The organism is Vibrio plantisponsor, assembly GCF_013041605.1.
In the GTDB taxonomy this organism is placed as follows: domain Bacteria; phylum Pseudomonadota; class Gammaproteobacteria; order Enterobacterales; family Vibrionaceae; genus Vibrio; species Vibrio plantisponsor.
In genome coordinates, this window is sequence record NZ_JABEQC010000018.1 from 45,426 (window position 1) to 66,605 (window position 21,180).

Annotated in this window: 17 protein-coding genes; 13 read left to right on the forward strand and 4 right to left on the reverse strand. The window is 43.6% G+C overall.

The genetic code is table 11. The features are described 5' to 3' along the window. Positions 1 to 295: 295 nt before the first annotated feature. The 8 genes from rodZ to HKI82_RS18980 all read left to right on the forward strand — a co-directional run bounded on the left by rodZ (position 296) and on the right by HKI82_RS18980 (position 8,818). The gene (gene rodZ, locus HKI82_RS18945) at positions 296 to 1,288 is read left to right on the forward strand and encodes a cytoskeleton protein RodZ (RefSeq protein ID WP_171138872.1); all 993 of its coding nucleotides are present in this window, start codon (positions 296 to 298) and stop codon (positions 1,286 to 1,288) included. A gap of 8 nt (positions 1,289 to 1,296) precedes the next feature. Next, complete coding sequence (ispG, locus tag HKI82_RS18950; RefSeq protein WP_102942903.1) at positions 1,297 to 2,421, forward strand: flavodoxin-dependent (E)-4-hydroxy-3-methylbut-2-enyl-diphosphate synthase; 1,125 nt, start codon at positions 1,297 to 1,299, stop codon at positions 2,419 to 2,421. Positions 2,422 to 2,446: 25 nt separating this feature from the next. Continuing rightward, positions 2,447 to 3,715, forward strand: a complete 1,269-nt coding sequence (gene hisS / locus HKI82_RS18955; RefSeq protein ID WP_102942939.1) for a histidine--tRNA ligase — start codon at positions 2,447 to 2,449, stop codon at positions 3,713 to 3,715. A gap of 64 nt (positions 3,716 to 3,779) precedes the next feature. Next, positions 3,780 to 4,394 carry a YfgM family protein gene (locus HKI82_RS18960; RefSeq protein ID WP_102986525.1) on the forward strand — a complete coding sequence of 205 codons (615 nt, stop codon included), beginning with the start codon at positions 3,780 to 3,782 and terminating at the stop codon, positions 4,392 to 4,394. 12 nt (positions 4,395 to 4,406) lie between these two features. Continuing rightward, entirely contained in the window at positions 4,407 to 5,567 is a 1,161-nt protein-coding gene (bamB, locus tag HKI82_RS18965; RefSeq protein ID WP_171138873.1) for an outer membrane protein assembly factor BamB, read from the forward strand. Between the two features lie 311 nt (positions 5,568 to 5,878). Then, on the forward strand, positions 5,879 to 7,363 hold the full coding sequence (gene der, locus HKI82_RS18970) for a ribosome biogenesis GTPase Der (RefSeq protein WP_102942900.1): 1,485 nt from the start codon (positions 5,879 to 5,881) through the stop codon (positions 7,361 to 7,363). Positions 7,364 to 7,466: 103 nt separating this feature from the next. Then, on the forward strand, positions 7,467 to 8,339 hold the full coding sequence (locus HKI82_RS18975) for an alanine--tRNA ligase (protein ID WP_102942899.1): 873 nt from the start codon (positions 7,467 to 7,469) through the stop codon (positions 8,337 to 8,339). A gap of 257 nt (positions 8,340 to 8,596) precedes the next feature. Then, positions 8,597 to 8,818, forward strand: coding sequence for a zinc ribbon domain-containing protein (locus HKI82_RS18980; RefSeq protein WP_102942898.1), 222 nt, complete (start codon positions 8,597 to 8,599; stop codon positions 8,816 to 8,818). A gap of 112 nt (positions 8,819 to 8,930) precedes the next feature. Here HKI82_RS18980 and xseA read toward each other — a convergent pair whose 3' ends face one another. After that, positions 8,931 to 10,262: an exodeoxyribonuclease VII large subunit gene (gene xseA / locus HKI82_RS18985; RefSeq protein ID WP_102942897.1), complete on the reverse strand. Its 1,332-nt coding sequence runs from the start codon at positions 10,260 to 10,262 to the stop codon at positions 8,931 to 8,933. Positions 10,263 to 10,492: 230 nt separating this feature from the next. On the opposite strand from xseA, the gene guaB reads away from it, so the two are divergent. The 4 genes from guaB (at position 10,493) to HKI82_RS19005 (ending at position 15,773) form a co-directional block, all read left to right on the forward strand. Beyond that, positions 10,493 to 11,956: an IMP dehydrogenase gene (guaB, locus tag HKI82_RS18990; RefSeq protein ID WP_102942896.1), complete on the forward strand. Its 1,464-nt coding sequence runs from the start codon at positions 10,493 to 10,495 to the stop codon at positions 11,954 to 11,956. Positions 11,957 to 12,129: 173 nt separating this feature from the next. Then, positions 12,130 to 13,683: a glutamine-hydrolyzing GMP synthase gene (guaA, locus tag HKI82_RS18995; RefSeq protein WP_102942895.1), complete on the forward strand. Its 1,554-nt coding sequence runs from the start codon at positions 12,130 to 12,132 to the stop codon at positions 13,681 to 13,683. Between the two features lie 315 nt (positions 13,684 to 13,998). After that, positions 13,999 to 14,604, forward strand: coding sequence for an acetate uptake transporter (locus HKI82_RS19000; protein WP_102942894.1), 606 nt, complete (start codon positions 13,999 to 14,001; stop codon positions 14,602 to 14,604). A gap of 224 nt (positions 14,605 to 14,828) precedes the next feature. Continuing rightward, positions 14,829 to 15,773, forward strand: coding sequence for a bile acid:sodium symporter family protein (locus HKI82_RS19005; RefSeq protein WP_171138874.1), 945 nt, complete (start codon positions 14,829 to 14,831; stop codon positions 15,771 to 15,773). 64 nt (positions 15,774 to 15,837) lie between these two features. On the opposite strand, the gene HKI82_RS19010 is transcribed toward HKI82_RS19005, so the two are convergent. Then, on the reverse strand, positions 15,838 to 17,403 hold the full coding sequence (locus HKI82_RS19010) for an alanine/glycine:cation symporter family protein (protein WP_171138875.1): 1,566 nt from the start codon (positions 17,401 to 17,403) through the stop codon (positions 15,838 to 15,840). Positions 17,404 to 17,744: 341 nt separating this feature from the next. Beyond that, positions 17,745 to 19,001, reverse strand: a complete 1,257-nt coding sequence (locus tag HKI82_RS19015; RefSeq protein ID WP_102942891.1) for a D-amino acid dehydrogenase — start codon at positions 18,999 to 19,001, stop codon at positions 17,745 to 17,747. 102 nt (positions 19,002 to 19,103) lie between these two features. Here HKI82_RS19015 and HKI82_RS19020 point away from each other — a divergent pair, with 102 nt between their 5' ends. Beyond that, entirely contained in the window at positions 19,104 to 19,997 is an 894-nt protein-coding gene (locus HKI82_RS19020; RefSeq protein WP_171138876.1) for a LysR substrate-binding domain-containing protein, read from the forward strand. A 7-nt stretch (positions 19,998 to 20,004) separates the two neighbouring features. Here the strand turns inward: HKI82_RS19020 and HKI82_RS19025 are convergent, their stop codons facing one another. Then, entirely contained in the window at positions 20,005 to 21,060 is a 1,056-nt protein-coding gene (locus HKI82_RS19025; protein ID WP_171138877.1) for a sensor domain-containing diguanylate cyclase, read from the reverse strand. Positions 21,061 to 21,180: the final 120 nt, after the last annotated feature.

Sequence of the window (21,180 nt, forward strand, 5' to 3'; positions counted from 1 at the left end):
GTTCGCTCTGGCTTACTTACTTTTGGAGTTAATCCAACAAATTATGTCTTTTTGATGTCAGTTTAAGCAAAAACCTTGACCTGTCTGTAATTTCTTTTCCAAATGCTTGTTGTTTACAGGCTAATATCTATTAGAATGTTTCACTATTATCAAAAGTAAATGCGAATTACTGGCGATATCCAACATAAATGAATTTTCACCTGTTGAAGTCATCGACATTGATTGCTACTAACAAATCAATAATAAAAGCGACGAAGCGATACTTGAGCACAAAAACACGAGACAGACATCGCGGATGAATACTGAACATAAAGAACAAGAAAACCCAATCGTCGAAGAAACATCAACTGTAGAACAAGAAGCAGCATTTGTAGAACCAGGAACCCTGTTAAGAGAAAAGCGCGAAGCATTAGGGTTAACACAACAACAAGTCGCTGACCGTTTGAGATTGCGTTTATCCATCGTTCAAAACCTAGAAGCCAACAACTTTGAATCAGATCTAGTCGCTACCTTTATTCGCGGCTATTTGCGTTCTTACGCCAAAGCGGTTGGATTGAAAGAATCTGAAGTTTTGCAAGCTTATGAGAAAAGCACCGCTGCTGAACCTCAAGAACAAACTATGCAAAGCTTCTCAAAGAAAACCAAGCGTGCGAAACACGATAGCCACATTATGACTATTACTTGGGTCATATTGGTGATTCTTATTGGTATGTCATCACTTTGGTGGTGGCAGAACCACAGAGACAGTGGATTCGAAGCGGACAAAGATGCTGAAGTTTCAGCGGTTTTGAGTAATGAGTCCTCGTTGCAGGATTCTCGTAACGATCAAGAATTTGCAACGGTCAGTGAATTAACAGAAGAATCAGGTGAAGAGCCTGTTGAACCATTCTCGCCTGCTGATGAAGTTCAAGCGGTAGAACAGACTGAAGAACCAGCAGTTGAAGACGTTGAGCCTGCGATTAGCGAACAAGTGCCAGTTGCAGCGGAAGAAGAACCTGCTGTTGTTGAAGAGCCAGTAGCTGAAGCACCTGTAGTTGAGCAAGCAGATGCAAGCAACTTGCTAACACTTTCTTTCTCAGCGGATTGCTGGATTCAAGTTAAAGATGCGACGGGTAAAACCTTGTCGACAGGCATTAAACAAGCTGGTCAGACACTGAATTTACGCGGACAAAAACCTCTACAAGTGATTCTTGGCGCTCCAGAGAGCGTATCAATGACATTTGCAAGTGAACCTGTAGACCTTTCTGGGTATACTTCAGGCAAAGTAGCAAGACTCACCTTACCTTAGACAATACTATGCAACACGAATCTCCGATCAAACGTCGTCCTTCTACACGTATTTATGTAGGGGATGTGCCAATTGGCGATGGTGCGCCAATTGCTGTGCAATCAATGACCAATACAAGAACGACTGACGTGGAAGCGACAGTCGCTCAGATCAAAGCTCTGGAAAATGTCGGTGCAGATATAGTACGCGTATCTGTTCCAACGATGGACGCAGCAGAAGCTTTCAAGCTCATCAAACAGCAAGTCTCTGTGCCGCTCGTTGCGGATATTCATTTTGACTATCGTATCGCATTGAAAGTGGCAGAGTACGGTGTTGACTGTTTACGTATTAACCCTGGCAACATTGGCAACGAATCTCGCATCCGTTCTGTTGTTGACTGCGCGCGTGATAAAAATATCCCGATTCGTATCGGTGTAAACGGCGGCTCATTAGAAAAAGATCTGCAAATGAAATATGGCGAGCCAACACCAGAAGCCTTGGTGGAGTCGGCGATGCGTCATGTGGATATTCTTGATCGCCTGAACTTTGATCAGTTTAAAGTCAGTGTGAAAGCATCTGATGTATTCCTTGCTGTGGATTCCTATCGCTTGCTGGCGAAGAAAATCGACCAGCCGTTGCACTTAGGTATTACTGAAGCAGGCGGTGCTCGTGCTGGTTCAGTGAAGTCTGCGGTTGGCTTAGGCATGCTGCTTGCGGAAGGTATCGGTGATACTTTACGCATCTCTTTGGCTGCCAATCCGGTTGAAGAAATTAAAGTCGGTTTCGATATTTTGAAATCACTGCGTATCCGTTCTCGCGGAATTAACTTCATCGCTTGTCCGAGCTGTTCTCGTCAAGAGTTTGATGTTATTTCTACTGTGAACGAGCTGGAACAACGATTGGAAGATATTTTGACGCCAATGGATGTTTCGATTATTGGCTGCGTAGTAAACGGCCCGGGCGAAGCGGAAGTTTCCCATTTAGGTCTGGCAGGCAGCAATAAGAAAAGCGCATTTTATGAAGACGGCGTTCGTCAAAAAGAACGTTTTGACAACGACGACCTAGTTGCTCAGCTTGAAGCGAAAATTCGCGCCAAAGCTTCAATGTTAGATGAGAAGAACCGCATCAACATTCAGCAACTTGAACAAGATTAATCTAAACGATATTACGGTAACTATTTTGGCAAAGACTATTCAAGCAATCCGAGGCATGAACGACTGTCTCCCAACTCAGTCTCCACTTTGGCAAAAAGTGGAAGGCACGGTAAAAAACGTAATTAGTGCTTACGGCTATAACGAAGTTCGTATGCCTATCGTTGAGATGACACATCTATTTAGCCGTGCGATTGGTGAAGTCACTGACGTTGTTGAAAAAGAGATGTACACCTTTGAAGACCGTAACGGTGATAGCTTAACGCTACGCCCAGAAGGTACTGCTGGTTGTGTACGTTCTGGTATCGAAAATGGTCTGTTGTACAACCAAGAACAACGCTTGTGGTACATGGGCCCAATGTTCCGTCATGAGCGCCCTCAGAAAGGTCGCTACCGTCAGTTCCACCAATGTGGTGTGGAAGTATTTGGTCTTGATGGCCCTGATGTTGATGCTGAATTGATCATGATGACGGCACGTATGTGGCGTGAGCTTGGCATTTCTGAACATGTACGCCTTGAGCTGAACTCAATCGGTTCACTTGATGCGCGTGCGAACTACCGTACCGCTTTAATTGAATATTTAGAGCAATATATGGATGTACTGGATGATGACTGTAAGCGTCGTCTATACACCAACCCTCTGCGTGTACTGGATACTAAAAACCCAGATGTTCAAGCCGTATTAGGTGATGCACCTAAGCTGTCTGATTACCTAGATGAAGAGTCAAAACAACATTTTGCAGGTTTATGTGAACTTCTTGATGTTGCAGGTATCGAATATACGGTTAACGAGCGTTTGGTTCGTGGTCTGGATTACTACAACCGTACTGTATTTGAGTGGATCACTGAAAGTCTTGGTTCACAAGGTACTGTATGTGGCGGTGGCCGCTACGATGGTCTTGTTGAGCAGTTAGGTGGAAAACCAACACCAGCTGTAGGCTTTGCTATGGGTCTAGAACGTTTAGTATTGATGATGGAAACATTAGGCAATACAGATGTTCGTCGCAGCGTTGATGTTTACATGGTGACGGCTGGCGAAGGTACTCTATCTGCGGGTATGAAGCTTGCCGAGCAAATCCGTGAGCAAGTTCCGGGCCTTCGTGTTATGACACACTTCGGCGGCGGAAACTTTAAGAAACAGTTTAAGCGTGCGGACAAAGTTGGTGCTGCGATAGCATTAGTTTTGGGTGAAGACGAAGTTGCGGGTAACACTGTGGTTGTAAAAGACCTAGCAGGCGGCGAGCAAGAAACAATTTCTCAAGCAGAGATCGCGAGCAAGCTTGCTCATCTGATCTAATAGCGCATTTTTAGAGATACATTATGCCAATGCTCGTCATTGGCATTTATAAAGAGGATAGGAAGTGGAACTCTACGATACTGAAGAACAACAAGTAGAAGCGATCAAAGATTGGTGGAAGGAAAATGGCAAAGCCGTAATGCTAGGCGCTGTCATTGGTTTAGGTGGTCTTTTTGGTTGGCGTTTTTATCAAGATAGCGTAACCGAAGCGAAAGAGGCTGCTTCAGAAGCTTATACTCAAGCGATCCTGTCTCTATCCTCGAAAGGCATTGATGCGAGCGGCGATGTTCAAAGCTTTATTGATGGCAATAAAGACACTGAGTATTCAGTGCTAGCAGCAATGCAACTTGCAAAAGTACAAATTGAAGCAGGTAATTTAGATGAAGCTTTAGCACAACTAGAGTGGGCGAAAAGCACAACTAAAGATGCAGCTTTAAAACCAGTGATTACTCTGCGTGTTGCTCGAGTTCAGGCTGAGCAAGGTGACTTTGACGCTGCATTAGCTGAGCTGAACAATATTACAGAAGAAGGTTGGGCAGGCCGAGTGGCTGAATTACGCGGTGATATTTCTCTGCGTAAGGGCGACACTGCTGCTGCTTATGCCGCTTACACTGAAGCGCAACAAGCGACGGATGCAAGCCAAACGTTGCAAATTAAACTGGACGACCTAGCCAAGTAAGGGCACAAGTTGATGAAAAAGATGTTCAACAAAGTGCTTCTGTCCTCAGCTGTGTTAGCTCTGCTAGCTGGCTGTGCTAGCGAAGAAGAAAACGTTGTGATGGCACCAGTGCCAGTGGTGAAAAGTGAATTTACGCCTCAGTCACTGTGGAGTACTTCTATCGGTGATGGCGTTGGTCATTACTTTTCTAAGCTGTCACCTGATTTTGCTTACGGCAAAGTTTTTGTTGCAAGCCGTGACGGTATTGTAAAAGCGCTTGATCCTGAAAATGGCAAAGAGATCTGGAAAGTCGATCTGGAAGAAGAGGTTTCTGCTCGTCTTTCCGGTGGTATCGTTGCTGCGTATGGCCAAATCTACATTGGCAGTGAAAACGGTGTTGTTATTGCTTTAAATGCTGAGACTGGTGAAGAGTCTTGGAAAGTGAAAGTCGAAGGTGAAGTGTTAGCTTCTCCTGTAGCAGACAACAACCTTGTTATTGTCAATACCAGTCGTGGTGCCTTAGTCGCATTAGATCAAGCGACAGGTAGCCAGAAATGGACAATCAGTACCGAAGTACCGAACTTAACGCTGCGTGGTGATAGTCAACCCGCCGCTGTTTCTGGTGGTGTGTTCTGGGGTACGCCAAGTGGTCGTCTGGCGGCTGCAATTTCTGCTCGTGGTCAGCTTATTTGGCAACAACCAGTAGGCCAACCGAAAGGTGCGACTGAAATTGACCGTTTGGTGGATGTCGATGCGTCTCCTGTGATCATTGGTGGAACGCTATACACGATTGGTTTCAACGGCCAGTTAATTGCAGTTGATCTGCGCTCTGGTAATCCTATCTGGAAACGTAATTACTCATCAGCAACCGATATGGCTACTGATGGCGGTCGCCTATTCCTAGTGACAGATAAAGATCACTTAGTTGCGGTGGATTCGCGCAGTGGTACTGAACTGTGGAGTAACGACCAGCTTGAACACCGTTTGCTGACAGCACCAAAAGTGATTGAAGGCTACGTAGTTGTTGGTGACAGCGAAGGCTATCTGCACTGGATTGATCGTAGCTCTGGTGAGTTTGTAGCTCAGCAGTTGATTGACGATAGCGGTTTTGCTGTTGGCCCAATGGCGATTGATGGTGGTTATGTTCTGGTTACTCGCGATGGCGATGTAAAGAAACTGACGATCAAAAAGTAAATTGTGATATCATTCACACACGGCTCCTAGCTGGAAACAGTTAGGAGCCGTTTTATTGAAATAAACAATGTGGTTATAGGTAATACTTATATAACCTTCCTACTTGAAGCTGCAGCGGTGTTGACTACGTTCGTTCATCCCAATCACGCATGGTATTTGTGGTCATGGGGATTCACTCACTTGCCGCTTACCTGCAACTCCAAGTAGTTTGGGTATAATTCGCGTAGGCGGATATATTGGTATAAAGCTGATTGGTTGTTTTCTCAGTCATTACCTATAACTACATATGATTAATAATTGTAGAGGTTGTTATGATACCTGTTGTTGCTCTTGTAGGGCGTCCTAACGTAGGTAAATCGACACTGTTTAACCGATTAACGCGTACGCGCGATGCTTTGGTTGCAGATTTCCCAGGCTTAACTCGTGACCGTAAATACGGTCAAGCAAAGCTAGGTGAGCACGAATTTATTGTTATCGATACCGGCGGTATTGATGGCAGTGAAGAAGGTGTTGAAACAAAAATGGCTGCACAGTCGCTTGCTGCGATTGAAGAGGCTGATGTTGTTCTGTTTATGGTTGATGGCCGTGCTGGCCTAACCGTTGCTGATGAAGCGATTGCACAACATCTTCGCCGCATTGAGAAGAACAGCATTTTAGTTGTAAACAAAGTAGATGGCATTGACGCAGACGCAGCAAGTGCAGAGTTCTGGCAACTTGGTATGGAAAACATGTACCAAATCGCGGCAGCTCACGGCCGTGGTGTTGGCGCTCTGATTGATCGTGCATTAAGTCCGATTGCTGAAGAGATGCAAGCTGAAGAAGGTCTTCTAGAAGATCTCACTGAGTTTGAAGATTCAGAAGAAGAACAGCTTGAGTACACAGAAGAAGAAGCTGAAGAAGTATACAAACGTTTGCAAGATCAGCCAATTAAACTGGCGATTATCGGTCGTCCAAACGTTGGTAAGTCAACACTGACTAACCGTATCTTAGGCGAAGAACGTGTCGTTGTTTACGATATGCCGGGAACTACGCGTGACTCTATCTACATTCCGATGACACGTGATGAGCGTGAATATGTGCTGATTGATACCGCAGGTGTCCGTCGCCGTAAGCGTGTGAACGAAACGGTAGAGAAGTTCTCTGTTGTTAAAACTCTGAAAGCTATCGAAGATGCGAACGTGGTTCTGCTTGTTGTCGATGCTCGTGAAAACATCTCAGATCAAGATTTAAGCTTACTAGGCTTTGCTCTGAATGCCGGTCGTTCTCTGGTTATCGCTGTGAACAAGTGGGATGGCTTGGACACTGACGTTAAAGAACGCGTGAAGAAAGAGTTGGATCGTCGTTTAGGCTTCGTTGATTTCGCACGAATTCACTTTATTTCTGCACTTCACGGTACTGGTGTTGGCCACTTGTTTGAATCTGTTCAAGAAGCATACAAGTCAGCGACTACTCGTGTTGGTACATCAGTTCTGACTCGTATCATGAAGATGGCGACTGAAGATCACCAGCCACCTATGGTTCGCAGCCGTCGTGTAAAACTGAAATATGCGCATGCTGGTGGTTACAACCCACCTATCATCGTTATCCACGGTAACCTTGTGAATGAATTGCCTGATTCGTACAAGCGTTATCTGATGAACTACTTCCGTAAGTCATTGGATATCATGGGGACGCCGATTCGTATTCAGTTCCAGAACAGCGAAAACCCATTTGAAGGTAAAACTAACAAAATGACGTTATCGCAAGAGCGCAAACGCAAGCGCCTGATGACCATGATGAAAGGTCGCAGAAAATAACGCTTATTAAGAGCCCAAGCAATGCTTGGGCTTTTTTCTGATATCTGTAAACCTCAGCCTTATGCTGAGAAGATTGCTAATCACAACTGTCTGATAATTTGATATGTCATATACACCTACTCAAGTCACGTTTACCCAATCCATCTATCATCTCTCAAGTGAGGTGCAGTTTGTTCGAGTTAATGAGGGATCACTATATGTTGTGACCTCTCGTACGCCTTTTCATCCTGTGAGCCATATTTGGCCGGATCACCCAGCTGATAAAGGAACACTCACTGCTGGTGAGCATAGTTACACAGTTGAAAACTGCCTTGTAGGGGCGATTAATCAGACCGATCATCAGTTGCTGGTGGGTAAAGAGATCCCCGTAAAACGAGATGAACCCGGCTGGGTCTTCGTTGTTGTTCATCAAATCAAGGCAGAAGAAAATGCTGTCAAAGTGGGTGATGCAGTGAGTTTGACTGTTGATGATATCTATCAGAATCAGCTTAGTCGCGGTCATAGTGCTGGTCACTTAGCTTATCTGGCGTTAAATAAAGTCTTAGCTGCGGGATATTGGCGTAAAGATGCTGATAGAAAAGACCCTCACGGTCACAATGATTTCAATAGTTACGCGCAAGTAACGAGCTTTGTCACAGAAGATCGTTGTTTAGACACGTATCGTCTAGGGAAAACATTGCGTAAACGTGGTTTGAATAGTGCAGATATGCTAGAAAACTTAACTAAGATTGAAGAGCAGGTAAATGCGCAACTGGCGTCATGGTTAACACTGAGATCAAAAATCGAGATCACCAGACATGGCGAAAACCTGACTGATTCACGCTACTGGCAGTGTGATTTGCAGGAAGGTGAAACAGCGATAATCCCTTGTGGTGGAACGCATTGTGACTCATTGGATAACTTTAAAGAGATACAAGTGAAGCTAGTGCAGTGTGATAGTGAACATATCGAAATGCACACTCATGTAACTTGCTAAATGAAAAATGATCCTTTTGTTAAGTTCTGATTTATTGGAATTTTAAAGATATATCTAGATTTTTAATCTGTTTAAAATCCAAATGCAGAATATGTAACTTATGCTTTCGGTGTGTGGTTATATAAATGTTCTTTTAAGGGTAGATCGCTGAACAAAACAGATAAAGCAGAAGATCGGATTGAGATCTCTTTAACGATCTTTATTATGTCAGCAGGCGTTTTAACCCAAGATTTCATATTTGAAGTTGGAGTAGTGTAATGGAAAACTTATGTCCTCAATGTGACAAAGAGCTTGTGTGGGACGGTCAGTACCACTGTTCATCATGTGAGAGCCATTTTAAAAAGGTTGGATTTTGTCCCGACTGTGAAGCTGAACTTGAGAAACTGCAAGCATGCGGAGCTGCGAACTATTTTTGCAACACCTGTAATGAACTGAAGTCAAAATCGCATATTCGTTTTGAATTTCAGAAAACAGAATAATGGGCAGTTATTTAAAGAGATAGTTAAAAATACCACTTATTGAAAGTGGTATTTTTATCGCTATGGAAGTTATAGAAAGAATAGGGAAGTGACACAAACAACGGCAAAACGGTTATTTGATGACCGAACGAATTTCACCCTCTTTCAGGCGAGTCACTATTAAGTCACCTTGCTGCACATCATTCGCATCGTGAATTACATCACCTTGAGCATTTTGAGTGATCGAATAGCCACGTGATAATGTCGCCAACGGGCTAACCGCATTCATTTTGTCTGTCAGGCGAGTAAACGTATAACGAGAAGAGACAAGATATCGTTTCATCGCATCATTCAGTTCTTTTTGCTTACTGGTTAACAGATATTGTTGATTGCGCAGTATCTTTTCCGGCGACAGCAATTGAAGCTGATGTTTTTGCTTATCAAGATGTTGCTGAGTCTTGTTAATTCGAGACTGAATTGCACGCTCTAAACGCATGCTGTATTCATCTAACTGTTGCTGCTGACGTTGTAAACGATTGGCGGGATGCTGTCTGTCTAAACGATGTTGCAGCTGTTTCAACTCCACTTTCTGCTGAGCAAAATAGTGACGCATTGCGCTGGCTATCTTGTGACGATAAGTTTGAAACGCTTGCTTCTTATGCGTGTTGTCTCTGCTGACCAATTCCGCGGCTGCGGACGGAGTCGGTGCCCGAACATCTGCAACGAAATCGGCAATAGTGACATCAATTTCATGTCCAACTGCACTGATAATCGGGATCTGACTGGCGGCAATCGTGCGGGCAACGATTTCGTTGTTAAAGCACCATAAATCTTCCAGTGAACCGCCGCCGCGACCGACGATCAACACATCACATTCTGCGCGAGAGTTGGCACAGCCAATCGCTTGAGCAATTTGAATCGCCGCGTCTTCTCCCTGAACCAGAGTAGGGTAGATGATCACAGGTAAACTCGGATCTCGACGTTTAAGTACTTGAAGAATGTCGTGCAGAGCAGCACCGGTTTTTGATGTGATGACACCCACGCATCTCGGGTGTTCTGGCAGGCTTTTCTTTAAGGTTTGTGCGAACAAGCCTTCAGAAGCCAGCTTCATTTTTAGTTGGTCAAATTCCTGCTGTAAGCGACCATCACCTTCAGGCTGCATACTTTCAATGATGATTTGATAATCACCACGGGGTTCATACAGGGATAATCGTGCTTTCACCAATACTTGTTGGCCATTCTTCGGCTTAAAGTTCACAAAGCGATTATTGCCTTTGAACATAGCGCATTTTACTTGGGCGCGAGAGTCTTTAAGCGTGAGATACCAGTGACCAGAAACAGGAGCAGAGAAATTGGAAATTTCACCAATTAACCAAACGATGCCCATTTCATTTTCTAGTAATAATCGGACTTCAGCATTAAGACGAGAAACGGTGTAGATGTTTGGATTGGTATTGGAAGGCACTAATTTTTCAACCAGACGTGAGTATGGAAATTAGCGGCAATATAATACATAGCAAGGGGCGGAATGCAAATTAAAATGAAAAAAATGTGTAGCCAAGCGATTGCGTCGGGCGTATAATCCGTCCGCAATATCTAATCCAAATGTAAATTTTCGGGATGGTTAAACATTCTATACGAAAAGAGCATTTGGATTGTTTTTATATTTACCCTCTAAATTGTGAGATATTGCAAATGCTTAGAATTGCCAAAGAAGCGCTGACATTCGACGATGTTCTACTCGTACCAGCACACTCCACCGTTCTCCCAAACACTGCCGATCTACATACGCAGCTAACTAAAAATATTACTCTAAATATTCCAATGATTTCTGCGTCTATGGACACAGTGACAGAGGCTCGTTTAGCTATCGCTCTTGCACAAGAAGGCGGTATTGGCTTTATTCATAAGAATATGTCAATCGAGCAGCAAGCAGCTGAAGTTCGTAAAGTTAAGAAATTCGAAGCAGGTGTTGTTGTTGATCCTGTCACTGTAAACCCAGAAGCAACCATTGCAGATGTTATTGAACTAACAGAAAAGCACGGTTTTGCTGGCTTCCCAGTGGTAACGGATAACAATGAACTGGTTGGTATCATTACTGGCCGTGATGTTCGTTTTGTTACTGATTTAACAAAAGAAGTTGGTTCTGTAATGACACCTAAAGAGCGTCTTGCAGCAGTGAAAGAAGGCGCAACCCGCGCTGAAGTTCAAGAAAAAATGCACGAAGCTCGTGTTGAGAAAGTACTGGTTGTGAACGACGAGTTCCAACTAACCGGTATGATCACTGCAAAAGATTTCCATAAAGCAGAACGTAAACCAAACGCATGTAAAGATGCTCGTGGTCGCCTACGTGTAGGTGCTGCAGTTGGTGCAGGCGCTGGTAACGAAGAGCGCGTTGCGGCTCTAGTTGAAGCGGGTGTTGACGTTCTACTTATCGACTCTTCACACGGTCACTCTGAAGGTGTTCTAAACCGTATCCGTGAAACTCGCGCAGCATACCCAGATTTAGACATCATTGGTGGTAACGTAGCGACTGGTGCTGGTGCTAAAGCACTTATCGATGCTGGTGTAAGTGCAGTGAAAGTGGGTATCGGCCCTGGTTCTATCTGTACAACTCGTATCGTTACTGGTGTAGGTGTTCCACAAATCACAGCGATTTCTGATGCTGCTGAAGTAGCTAACGAATACGGCATTCCAGTTATTGCTGATGGCGGTATCCGTTTCTCTGGCGACATCTGTAAAGCAATCGCGGCTGGTGCATCTTGTGTAATGGTTGGTTCAATGTTCGCTGGTACTGAAGAAGCACCGGGTGAAATCATTCTATACAATGGTCGTTCTTACAAGTCATACCGCGGTATGGGTTCTTTGGGTGCTATGTCTCAAGGTTCTTCAGATCGTTACTTCCAGTCTGATAACGCTGCTGACAAGCTTGTTCCTGAAGGTATCGAAGGACGTATCGCATATAAAGGTCGTCTGAAAGAGATCGTTCATCAACAGATGGGTGGTTTACGTTCAAGTATGGGTCTGACTGGTTCAGCTACTATTGAAGATATGCGTACTAAAGCAGAATTCGTGCGTATCTCTGGCGCTGGTATGGCAGAGTCTCACGTACACGACGTTCAAATCACTAAAGAAGCGCCAAACTACCGTTTGGGTTAACAGCGGCGTCTAGATTAATAGACGTGTTTAGCTCGATAAACGTTTGATCGTAGCGGCGAGTTTCTTAGCGGAATATATGCCTTACGTAAACGTTTGCTTTTTTACTTGATGACTTATAGAGAGGCGAGTAGACTCGCCTCCGATTCTCCATTTAGCTGATAAGATTGCTCAATATGACAAAGAACATTCATGATCAACGAATTCTGATCCTAGATTTCGGTTCTCAATACACTCAACTTGTTGCGCGTCGCGTACGTGAAATCGGTGTTTACTGTGAACTGTGGAGCTGGGACGTAGAAGAAGCGGACATTCGCGAATTCAACCCAGATGGCATTATCCTTTCTGGTGGCCCAGAAAGTGTGACTGAACAAAACTCTCCTCGTGCACCTCAATATGTATTTGACTCTGGTGTTCCAGTTCTGGGTGTATGTTACGGCATGCAAACCATGGCAGAACAGCTAGGCGGTCGCGTAGCAAGTTCAGAAGAACGTGAGTTCGGTTACGCACAAGTTAAAGTGTCTGGCGAATCAGCACTGTTCAAAGACCTTGCTGAAATCCAAGATGTTTGGATGAGCCACGGTGACAAAGTTGTTGAGATCCCAGCTGATTTCGTAAAAGTTGGCGAAACAGATACTTGTCCTTACGCGGCAATGGCTAATGAAGAGAAGAAATACTACGGTGTTCAGTTCCACCCTGAAGTAACGCACACAAAACAAGGTCTGCAAATGTTGGAGAACTTTGTTCTTGGCGTATGTGGCTGTGAGCGTCTATGGACATCTGAATCTATCATTGAAGACGCAGTAGCACGTATCAAAGAGCAAGTAGGTGACGATGAAGTTATCCTTGGCTTGTCTGGTGGTGTGGATTCTTCTGTGGTTGCAATGCTTGTTCACCGTGCAATCGGCGACAAACTGACTTGCGTATTCGTAGACAACGGCTTACTTCGTCTTAACGAAGGTGAGCAAGTGATGGAAATGTTTGGCGATAAATTCGGCCTGAACATCATCAAAGTGGATGCGGAAGAGCGTTTCCTAAAAGCTCTGGAAGGTAAATCTGATCCAGAAGAGAAACGTAAGACAATTGGTCACGTGTTTGTTGACGTATTCGATGAAGAGTCGAAGAAGTTGAAAAATGCGAAATGGTTGGCTCAAGGCACTATCTACCCAGATGTGATTGAATCAGCAGCATCTAAGACAGGTAAAGCTCACGTAATTAAATCTCACCATAACGTTGGCGGTTTGCCAGATGATATGGAAATGGGCTTAGTTGAGCCATTACGTGAACTATTCAAAGATGAAGTACGTAAGATCGGTCTGGAACTTGGTCTTCCATACAATATGCTTTACCGTCATCCATTCCCAGGTCCTGGTCTAGGTGTTCGCGTTCTTGGTGAAATCAAGAAAGAATACTGTGACTTGCTTCGTCGTGCGGATGCAATCTTCATTGAAGAACTACATGCTGCGGATCTATACAACAAAGTATCTCAAGCATTTACGGTATTCCTACCAGTACGCTCAGTTGGCGTAATGGGTGATGGTCGTAAATATGACTGGGTTGTATCGCTACGTGCAGTAGAAACTATCGACTTCATGACAGCGCATTGGGCTCACCTACCTTATGATTTCCTAGGTAAAGTGTCTAACCGCATCATCAACGAAGTGAATGGCATTTCACGCGTGGTTTACGACATTTCGGGTAAACCGCCAGCGACAATCGAGTGGGAATAATCTTCGATTAGCTCTATTACTAAGCCCCAGAGAACCTCTGGGGCTTTCTTTTTTAAGTTAGAAAATATGTCTGAGTTATTGCAAAGCTCAAATATTAAGCAATTGTCCTACGGTGGGGAATTTGCTTGTGTTTTAATTCTATGTTTTTTCTAGGGTTATTTTGTTTTTGTATAGCACAAATAGCTTTTGGTTTTTTGTAACCCAATAACTATAAAAATGGAAACTAAGTTTTTGTAAATGAAGTCTTTATTTTATCTAACCGTCCATTAAAATCCGCGCGTAAATTTTATCCACTTTTTTTAAGGTACATGAGTAATGTCTACTAAATTAGCTAACCCAGCACCACTTGGTCTAATGGGTTTCGGTATGACTACAATTCTGCTTAACATCCATAACGCAGGCTTCTTCCCACTAGATTCTATGATTCTTGCTATGGGTATTTTCTACGGCGGTTTAGGTCAAGTTATTGTAGGCATTATGTGCTACAACCGTGGTGATACTTTCGGTACAACTGCCTTCACTTCTTACGGTTTATTCTGGTTAACTCTTGTTGGTCTAATTGTTATGCCAAAAATGGGTCTGCCTGCTAGCCCTGAGCACTTCATGGGTTGGTACCTAGCTCTTTGGGGTATTTTCACTGGTTTCATGTTCATTGGTTCTCGCTGCTACCCAGTTGCAAAACAAGTAGTATTCGGTTCACTGACTATCCTATTTGCTCTACTAGCACTACGTGATTTCACTGGTAGCGAGCTAATCGGCACTATTGCTGGTTTTGAAGGTATCTTCTGTGGCGCAAGCGCTATCTACTTCGCAATGGCTCAAGTTCTTAATGCAGAATACGGTCGTGAAGTGCTACCAGTTGGTAAACCAGCTTTCGTTAAAGAAGAAGTTAAAGTTGAACTGAAAGAAGTTGCTGCTTAATTAACTTTTGATTTCTAGAAAGGTCGACCTAAGGTCGGCCTTTTTTTGTGCGTAAGTTCTAACCCACAGTAAATGTCTGGTTGTTTTATATTCAAAGAGTGGAGTAACGTATTCCTGATACTAGAGCTATGAATCTAGTTATCCCTTATCGCATGTTGTCATCTCAACGGAAGTGGCATGTCAGTTGGTAAGGCTTATAAATATAAAATTAAACAGGAATGTATATGTTAAGGATTATCACGCAACTATTCCCTCTATGGGCAATATTGTTCTCTCTTTGTGCTTACTTTGTACCTAGCTTATTCGTTGAGCACAAAGGTCAAATTGTTCCACTTCTCACGATCATTATGCTGGCTATGGGGCTAACCCTAAAACCTAAAGACTTTCTTAATGTTATCCATAATAAGAAGGCAATAGGTGTTGGCTTAATTCTGCAGTTCTCCGTCATGCCTATTGCAGCTTTGCTAATTAGCTTACTGTTGGGTTTCGATCCTATGCTCACTATCGGCATGGTATTGGTTGGCAGCGTGGCAGGCGGTACATCATCAAATGTGATGTGTTATCTGGCGAAAGGGGATGTGGCTTTGTCAATTACCATGACATCAATATCTACCTTGCTAGGTGTGGTACTGACTCCGCTATTGGTTGAGTTGTTGGCGGGCAAAGCGGTTGATGTACCTGTCGCCAGTATGCTGATGAGCTTAGTGAAGATTGTTCTAGTACCTGTTGCTGGTGGTGTTGTATTGAATGTTTGCTTACGTTCAGTGACCGAGAAACTTGAGCCGGTATTACCACTGATTTCAATGGCAGCGATTGTTCTTATTATTGCCATTGTCGTGGCTTTGAATGCTGGCAACCTAGCGACAATCGGTCCAATCGTAGCCCTTGCGGTTATTTTGCATAACGGTGTGGGTTTAGCTTCTGGCTACTGGATTTGCCGTGTACTTGGCTTTAATGAAACTGTTTGCCGTACAGTAGCGTTTGAAGTTGGTTTGCAGAATTCAGGCTTAGCAACTGCATTGGCAATGAAATTCTTCACTCCAGCTTCAGCTGTGGCAGGAACTATCTTCTCGATTTGGCATAACTTGTCAGGATCTGTGTTGGCTGGCTATTGGGCGAAACGTCCAAATACCGATGATGAAATGGTTCAGGAAACAGTGAAAAGCTAATTTGTCGTTTTCGCTGCAAATAAAAAGGGTTAGCTAAGCTAACCCTTTTTTAATCTTTCCAATCTTAGTTAGAAGATTGTTCTACTGGTGTTCCAGCGACCTGAGCTAACTCATTATCAGAATCAGCGGTTGGCGCTTTACCTGTTCTGCGTTTGTATTTCTCTTCCCAGTAAGTCGCATTCTTAATGCCAAGTTTTACAGGGTTGAATAGGTAATCTTCTACACCTTGCTTCTGTTGATCTTCGTAGTCTTTTAACGCAGCCATTGTTGGTTTCGCCATGAAGAAAATAATCACGATGCCAACGATGTTCAACCAAGCCATCATACCTACACCAACGTCACCCATTGCCCATGCAAGGTTAGCTGTTTTCACCGTGCCGTAGAACACAGCGGAAATGATAACCAGTTTTAGGAAGAACATTAGACCGTCAACTTTGAAAGTACGACGAATGTAAGCCACGTTAGTTTCAGCGATGTAGTAGTAAGCCAGAATGGTTGTAAATGCGAAGAAGAACAACGCGAATGCAACGAATGGTTTACCTACACCAGGAAGAGCGCTTTCGATCGCCATCTGGGTAAAGGCTGGACCGTTCGCCGCTACATCTGCTGCGATGTTCTGAACTAGGAACAGACCTTCAGCACCACCGTGTACGTTGTAAGCACCAGTAATAAGAATCATAAATGCAGTTGCTGAACATACTAACAGTGTATCGATGTAGATAGAGAACGCTTGCACAAGACCTTGTTGAGCTGGGTGGTCAACACTTGCTGCCGCAGCCGCGTGTGGACCAGTACCTTGACCCGCTTCGTTAGAGTAAACACCACGTTTTACACCCCAACCAATTGCTGCGCCCACACCAGCCATAGGTGTAAATGCGTCGCCAATGATTAGGCCGAAAATACGTGGAACTTCACCGATGTTTAGCAGGATGATAACGAACGCAGTTACCACATAAGCTAGAGCCATGAAAGGCACAACAATTTGCGTGAAGTTAGCAATACGTTTCACACCACCAAAGATGATGAACGCAAGAAGGATTGAAACCACTGTACCAGTAAGAATTTTTGCGAAACTGATTGTACCGATAGCTGTGTCAATCATAGGACCAGAGCCGAATGCAGTCTCTACGGCATTACCAATGCTGTTCGATTGAACGCCTGGAAGTAGGACACCACAAGCAAAAATAGTCGCGATGGCAAAGATCCACGCATACCATTTCTGACCCATCGCTTTTTCGATGTAGTAAGCAGGACCACCGCGGAACTCATTGTTATCTTCTTCTTTATAGATTTGCGCGAGAGTTGATTCTGCATAAGCGGTAGCGGCACCAAAGAATGCAACGACCCACATCCAGAATACCGCACCAGGACCACCAAAACCGATCGCTGCTGCTACGCCCGCAATGTTACCTGTACCTACACGACCTGACAGAGATACTGCAAGTGCTTGGAACGAAGAGATGCCCTTAGAAGAACTTTTACCTGAGAGTAAAAGACGCCACATTTCGAAGAAATGACGAACCTGAACGAAACGAGTTAGAACTGAATAGAAAACACCTGCGCCAAGACACAGATAAATCAGCGCCGGACTCCAGATAATTCCATTTAGAAAATCAACAAATGACTGCATGAGTATTTTCCCTGTTGAGTGATAGTTGTGTTTGTTTTGCGTGTTAGATAATAATCTTTTGTAACAGTAATGTTAACCAAATTTTCTCTAAGACTTAATTACTGTGATTTTTCACACGAAATCCTGATTAAAGAGTGAACGATAAGTTATAAATTCTAGATTTGGTTAAAAAGTGGTCTTTTATAAATCAGATATTACTTAAGTAAGAATTATGCATGCTGATATGAATAATTTTTCATTTTAAGTTTGTTTTGAGTTTGAGAGGTTTTGTAGTGAATAATATGTATATACATAAATAGAAAAGGGTCTGAATAGACCCTTTTGCATGATTGATAGGATTTTTAGCTGTAATAGCGAGAAACGCCTAACCCTGTAATATCGATTTTTGCATCACCATGAGTGATGATGTCCGAAAGAATTTGCCCTGATCCGCAAGCCATAGTCCAGCCTAAAGTACCGTGACCCGTGTTGGTGTATAGGTTCTCTATCGGTGTTGAGCCGATGATAGGAGTACCGTCCGGAGTCATAGGGCGGAAGCCAGTCCAGAATTCCGCTTTGCTAAAATCGCCCCCTTGTGGGAACAAATCACGCACCACCATCTCAATCGTTTCTTTGCGAGCAGTTGGAATTGAAGGATCAAAGCCAGCCAATTCCGCAGTACCTGCAACGCGGATTCTGTCATCAAAGCGGGTTAGTGCAACTTTGTAGGTTTCATCCATTACCGTAGAGGTTGGAGCCAATTCTTCATTCACAATCGGTAAGGTTAATGAGTAACCTTTTACTGGGTACACCGGCACGTCTACGCCCAAAGGTTTCAACATCTGCTTAGAGAAACTGCCTAAAGCGACCACATAAGCGTCTGCTTTCAATAGGCCTTTATCCGTTTGGACACCCATGATCTTTTTGCCTTCAATCTCTAGTGATTGAATTTGAGTATCGAACTTAAATTGTACGCCTTGGGATTTCGCCAGTTCCGTTAATTGCTGACAGAAAAGGTAGCAGTCACCAGTTTCATCATCAGGTAAATAGAGGCCACCAACCAGCTTGTCCTGCACTGGAGTTAAGCCTGGCTCTTGTTTAATACAAGAAGCCACATCCATCAGTTCAAAACGTACGCCACTTTGTTCTAATAGCTTCATATCTTTTTCAATAGAAACGAGCTGCTTTTCAGTACGGAATACTTGCAGTGTGCCTTTTTGGCGACCTTGATATTCAACGTTGTGGTGTTTCTTGAGTTCCTGAAGACACTCACGGCTGTGGTTCGCAATAGCCAGCATGCGAGACTTGTTGATTTGGTAACGAGCTAGCTGACAGTTTGCCAACATCTGCGTCATCCATTGCAGCATTTGAGGGTCAAGCGATGGCTTCACTTTTAAAGGTGCGTGTTTTTCAAATAACCATTTGATTGCTTTCTGAGGAATGCCTGGAGCGGCCCATGGAGATGAATAGCCATATGAGATTTGCCCAGCATTTGCAAAACTGGTTTCTTCAGCACTACGTGGTTGGCGGTCTACTACTGTCACGCTATGGCCTGCCTGAGACAAATACCATGCGGATGTTAAACCTACGACACCACTTCCAAGAACGATAACTTCCATTTGAAACTCCTCATTTGTTATGGCGGTAGTTTCTTTGCTTTACCTTTTGTTAACAATCGATAAAAATTATCAGCAGTGTTTAGTAAAACTATAAGCAAGGTTATGTTAAAGAGTTCTCAAGTATCAGCGTTACACACTTTCATGTTAGTGGCTCAGTACCCAAGTTTCAGTGCAGCAGCGAAGGAATTACACATAACAACAGGTGCCATTAGCCAGCAGTTACTCCAACTAGAATCGAAAATAGGTTTTAGTCTATTTGAACGCCATTCACGTGGAGTGAAATTAACCGAAGCAGGAGAGACACTTAGAGCTGTTGTCCAACGCAGTTTTCACGATATCGAAGAGTCGTTACATAACTTGGAGCAACGTGAGAATCGTAAAGAGATCCGTCTTAAACTTACTCCGTCGTTGGCGTTCAAATGGTTATTACCCAAACTTGAAGATTTCTATCATCAGAATCCAGATATTCAGGTACAGCTTTTTGCGGAAGGGGCGCTGGTGGACAGTGAAAGAAAGGACTTCGATCTCGCGATAGATTACGGCCCTTTTCCTTACAACAGAAAAAACTCGGAACTACTTATGGCGGAATCTCTGTTACCTGTCATGAGTCCATCCTATTTAAAGGCTCACCCATGGCTTGAAGATATTAGTAATAATCAAAACTACTGGGATGAGGTTAACTTGCTTCATGACGCTATGCCGTGGGCGAAGGCTCCAAGAGACTATGAGTGGCTCTATTGGGCGTCTGAAATGGGGATTGAAATATCGACCCATAAAGGACACTTCTTTAACCGCACCGATATGGCGATGTCTGCTGCTGAAGCAGGGGTAGGGATTGCCATGGCTCGCTCAATGCTACTACAAAATGAGCTGGAAACAGGCAAGCTCATTTCACCATTCAACCCCATACCCGCAAACGCAGGGTACTTTTTGATCACTCATAACCCAAATGAAACCACTGCGACTTTTACGCAGTGGCTGAAAGGGCAAGTTTAGAAATGTATTAGTTTAATAAGCGAGTTGTGGTGAAGGTGTTTACTCTGTTTCTGCCCATTGATTTGGCGTTATACAAAGCTTTATCTGAGCGTTTAAGCAAAGATTCAGGAGTGTCATCGCCTTGGGCGATATGAGTAACACCTATGCTTACTGTGAAATATATTTCTTCACCATCATAATTGATGACTGTATTGGCTAGCGCATCTTTGATAGCTTTGAATAGTTTTACCGCTTCTTGTTCGCAGCTTTGGTTAAGAATAATGGCAAACTCCTCACCACCGATACGCGATATGTGTCCTAAATTGCCTACTAAATCTTCCGTGACTTTTACTACTTTTCGTAATACGTAATCACCAGCGTTATGACCATATCGATCGTTAAGTGCTTTGAAATGGTCGATGTCCATTAAGCCGATAAAGAATAACTTACCTTGCTCATGAAACTCTCTGATTGATTGAATTATCGCTGTGGTAAAAGCCCTGCGATTGGGCGCTCCGGTAAGATGATCGGTTGAGGCTAAGTACTTCAATTCTTTGACTTGAAGATGAAGGCGAATGTTTAATGCAATCCAGTTGGCTAAACATTGCAACTTAAGCGCATGGAGCTCAGTGTAATAGTTGGTTTGATTATGGGCGACATTGAGTGTACCTAAGCAGATGTCACCACTGATCAAGGGGGCATCCATACAAGTCTTGAGGCCATATTGGCTTAATAACTGGCAATCTAGCTCGTGGGATTGTTCGAGATCATCACATACAGTTAATGTTCTTTTTGAAAATACTCTTCCAACAAACGTATCCGCGATAGGAACATCATAATCGAGTGGTATAGCTTTATTACCGCTGATGGAATATAGCTTTAAGAAGTCATGACCGTTTTGCAATGTAATGCTTGCTCTTTCAGCATCAAAAAGTTTATGTATCCATTGAGATACCGAATCTAGCACTTCTTGCAGAGATAGAGCTGATGACAACTCTTGTATGAACTCAACGGGGAGTTTGATCTCTTGTCCTTTCTCAAGAGTCGATAGCTTAGAAGGAGGAAACTTTCTTTCAGTAGGCATTACATCACCTCTTTTTATTATTTTTGCTTCGGTATCTAAGTGATATTAGTGTAGTGGCATAGTGAATTTGGCCACCTGATTAGAGGTGTTAAGATACACTTCATAGAATGACAGGTGAAA

Bases quoted from the DNA above. Each gene is read 5' to 3' on its own strand.
- rodZ (WP_171138872.1), top strand. From the start codon at position 296: ATGAATACTGAACATAAAGAACAAGAAAACCCAATCGTCGAAGAAACA.
- ispG (WP_102942903.1), top strand. From the start codon at position 1,297: ATGCAACACGAATCTCCGATCAAACGTCGTCCTTCTACACGTATTTAT.
- bamB (WP_171138873.1), top strand. From the start codon at position 4,407: ATGAAAAAGATGTTCAACAAAGTGCTTCTGTCCTCAGCTGTGTTAGCT.
- der (WP_102942900.1), top strand. From the start codon at position 5,879: ATGATACCTGTTGTTGCTCTTGTAGGGCGTCCTAACGTAGGTAAATCG.
- HKI82_RS18975 (WP_102942899.1), top strand. From the start codon at position 7,467: ATGTCATATACACCTACTCAAGTCACGTTTACCCAATCCATCTATCAT.
- HKI82_RS18980 (WP_102942898.1), top strand. From the start codon at position 8,597: ATGGAAAACTTATGTCCTCAATGTGACAAAGAGCTTGTGTGGGACGGT.
- guaB (WP_102942896.1), top strand. From the start codon at position 10,493: ATGCTTAGAATTGCCAAAGAAGCGCTGACATTCGACGATGTTCTACTC.
- guaA (WP_102942895.1), top strand. From the start codon at position 12,130: ATGACAAAGAACATTCATGATCAACGAATTCTGATCCTAGATTTCGGT.
- HKI82_RS19000 (WP_102942894.1), top strand. From the start codon at position 13,999: ATGTCTACTAAATTAGCTAACCCAGCACCACTTGGTCTAATGGGTTTC.
- HKI82_RS19005 (WP_171138874.1), top strand. From the start codon at position 14,829: ATGTTAAGGATTATCACGCAACTATTCCCTCTATGGGCAATATTGTTC.
- HKI82_RS19010 (WP_171138875.1), bottom strand. From the start codon at position 17,403: ATGCAGTCATTTGTTGATTTTCTAAATGGAATTATCTGGAGTCCGGCG.
- HKI82_RS19015 (WP_102942891.1), bottom strand. From the start codon at position 19,001: ATGGAAGTTATCGTTCTTGGAAGTGGTGTCGTAGGTTTAACATCCGCA.
- HKI82_RS19020 (WP_171138876.1), top strand. From the start codon at position 19,104: ATGTTAAAGAGTTCTCAAGTATCAGCGTTACACACTTTCATGTTAGTG.
- HKI82_RS19025 (WP_171138877.1), bottom strand. From the start codon at position 21,060: ATGCCTACTGAAAGAAAGTTTCCTCCTTCTAAGCTATCGACTCTTGAG.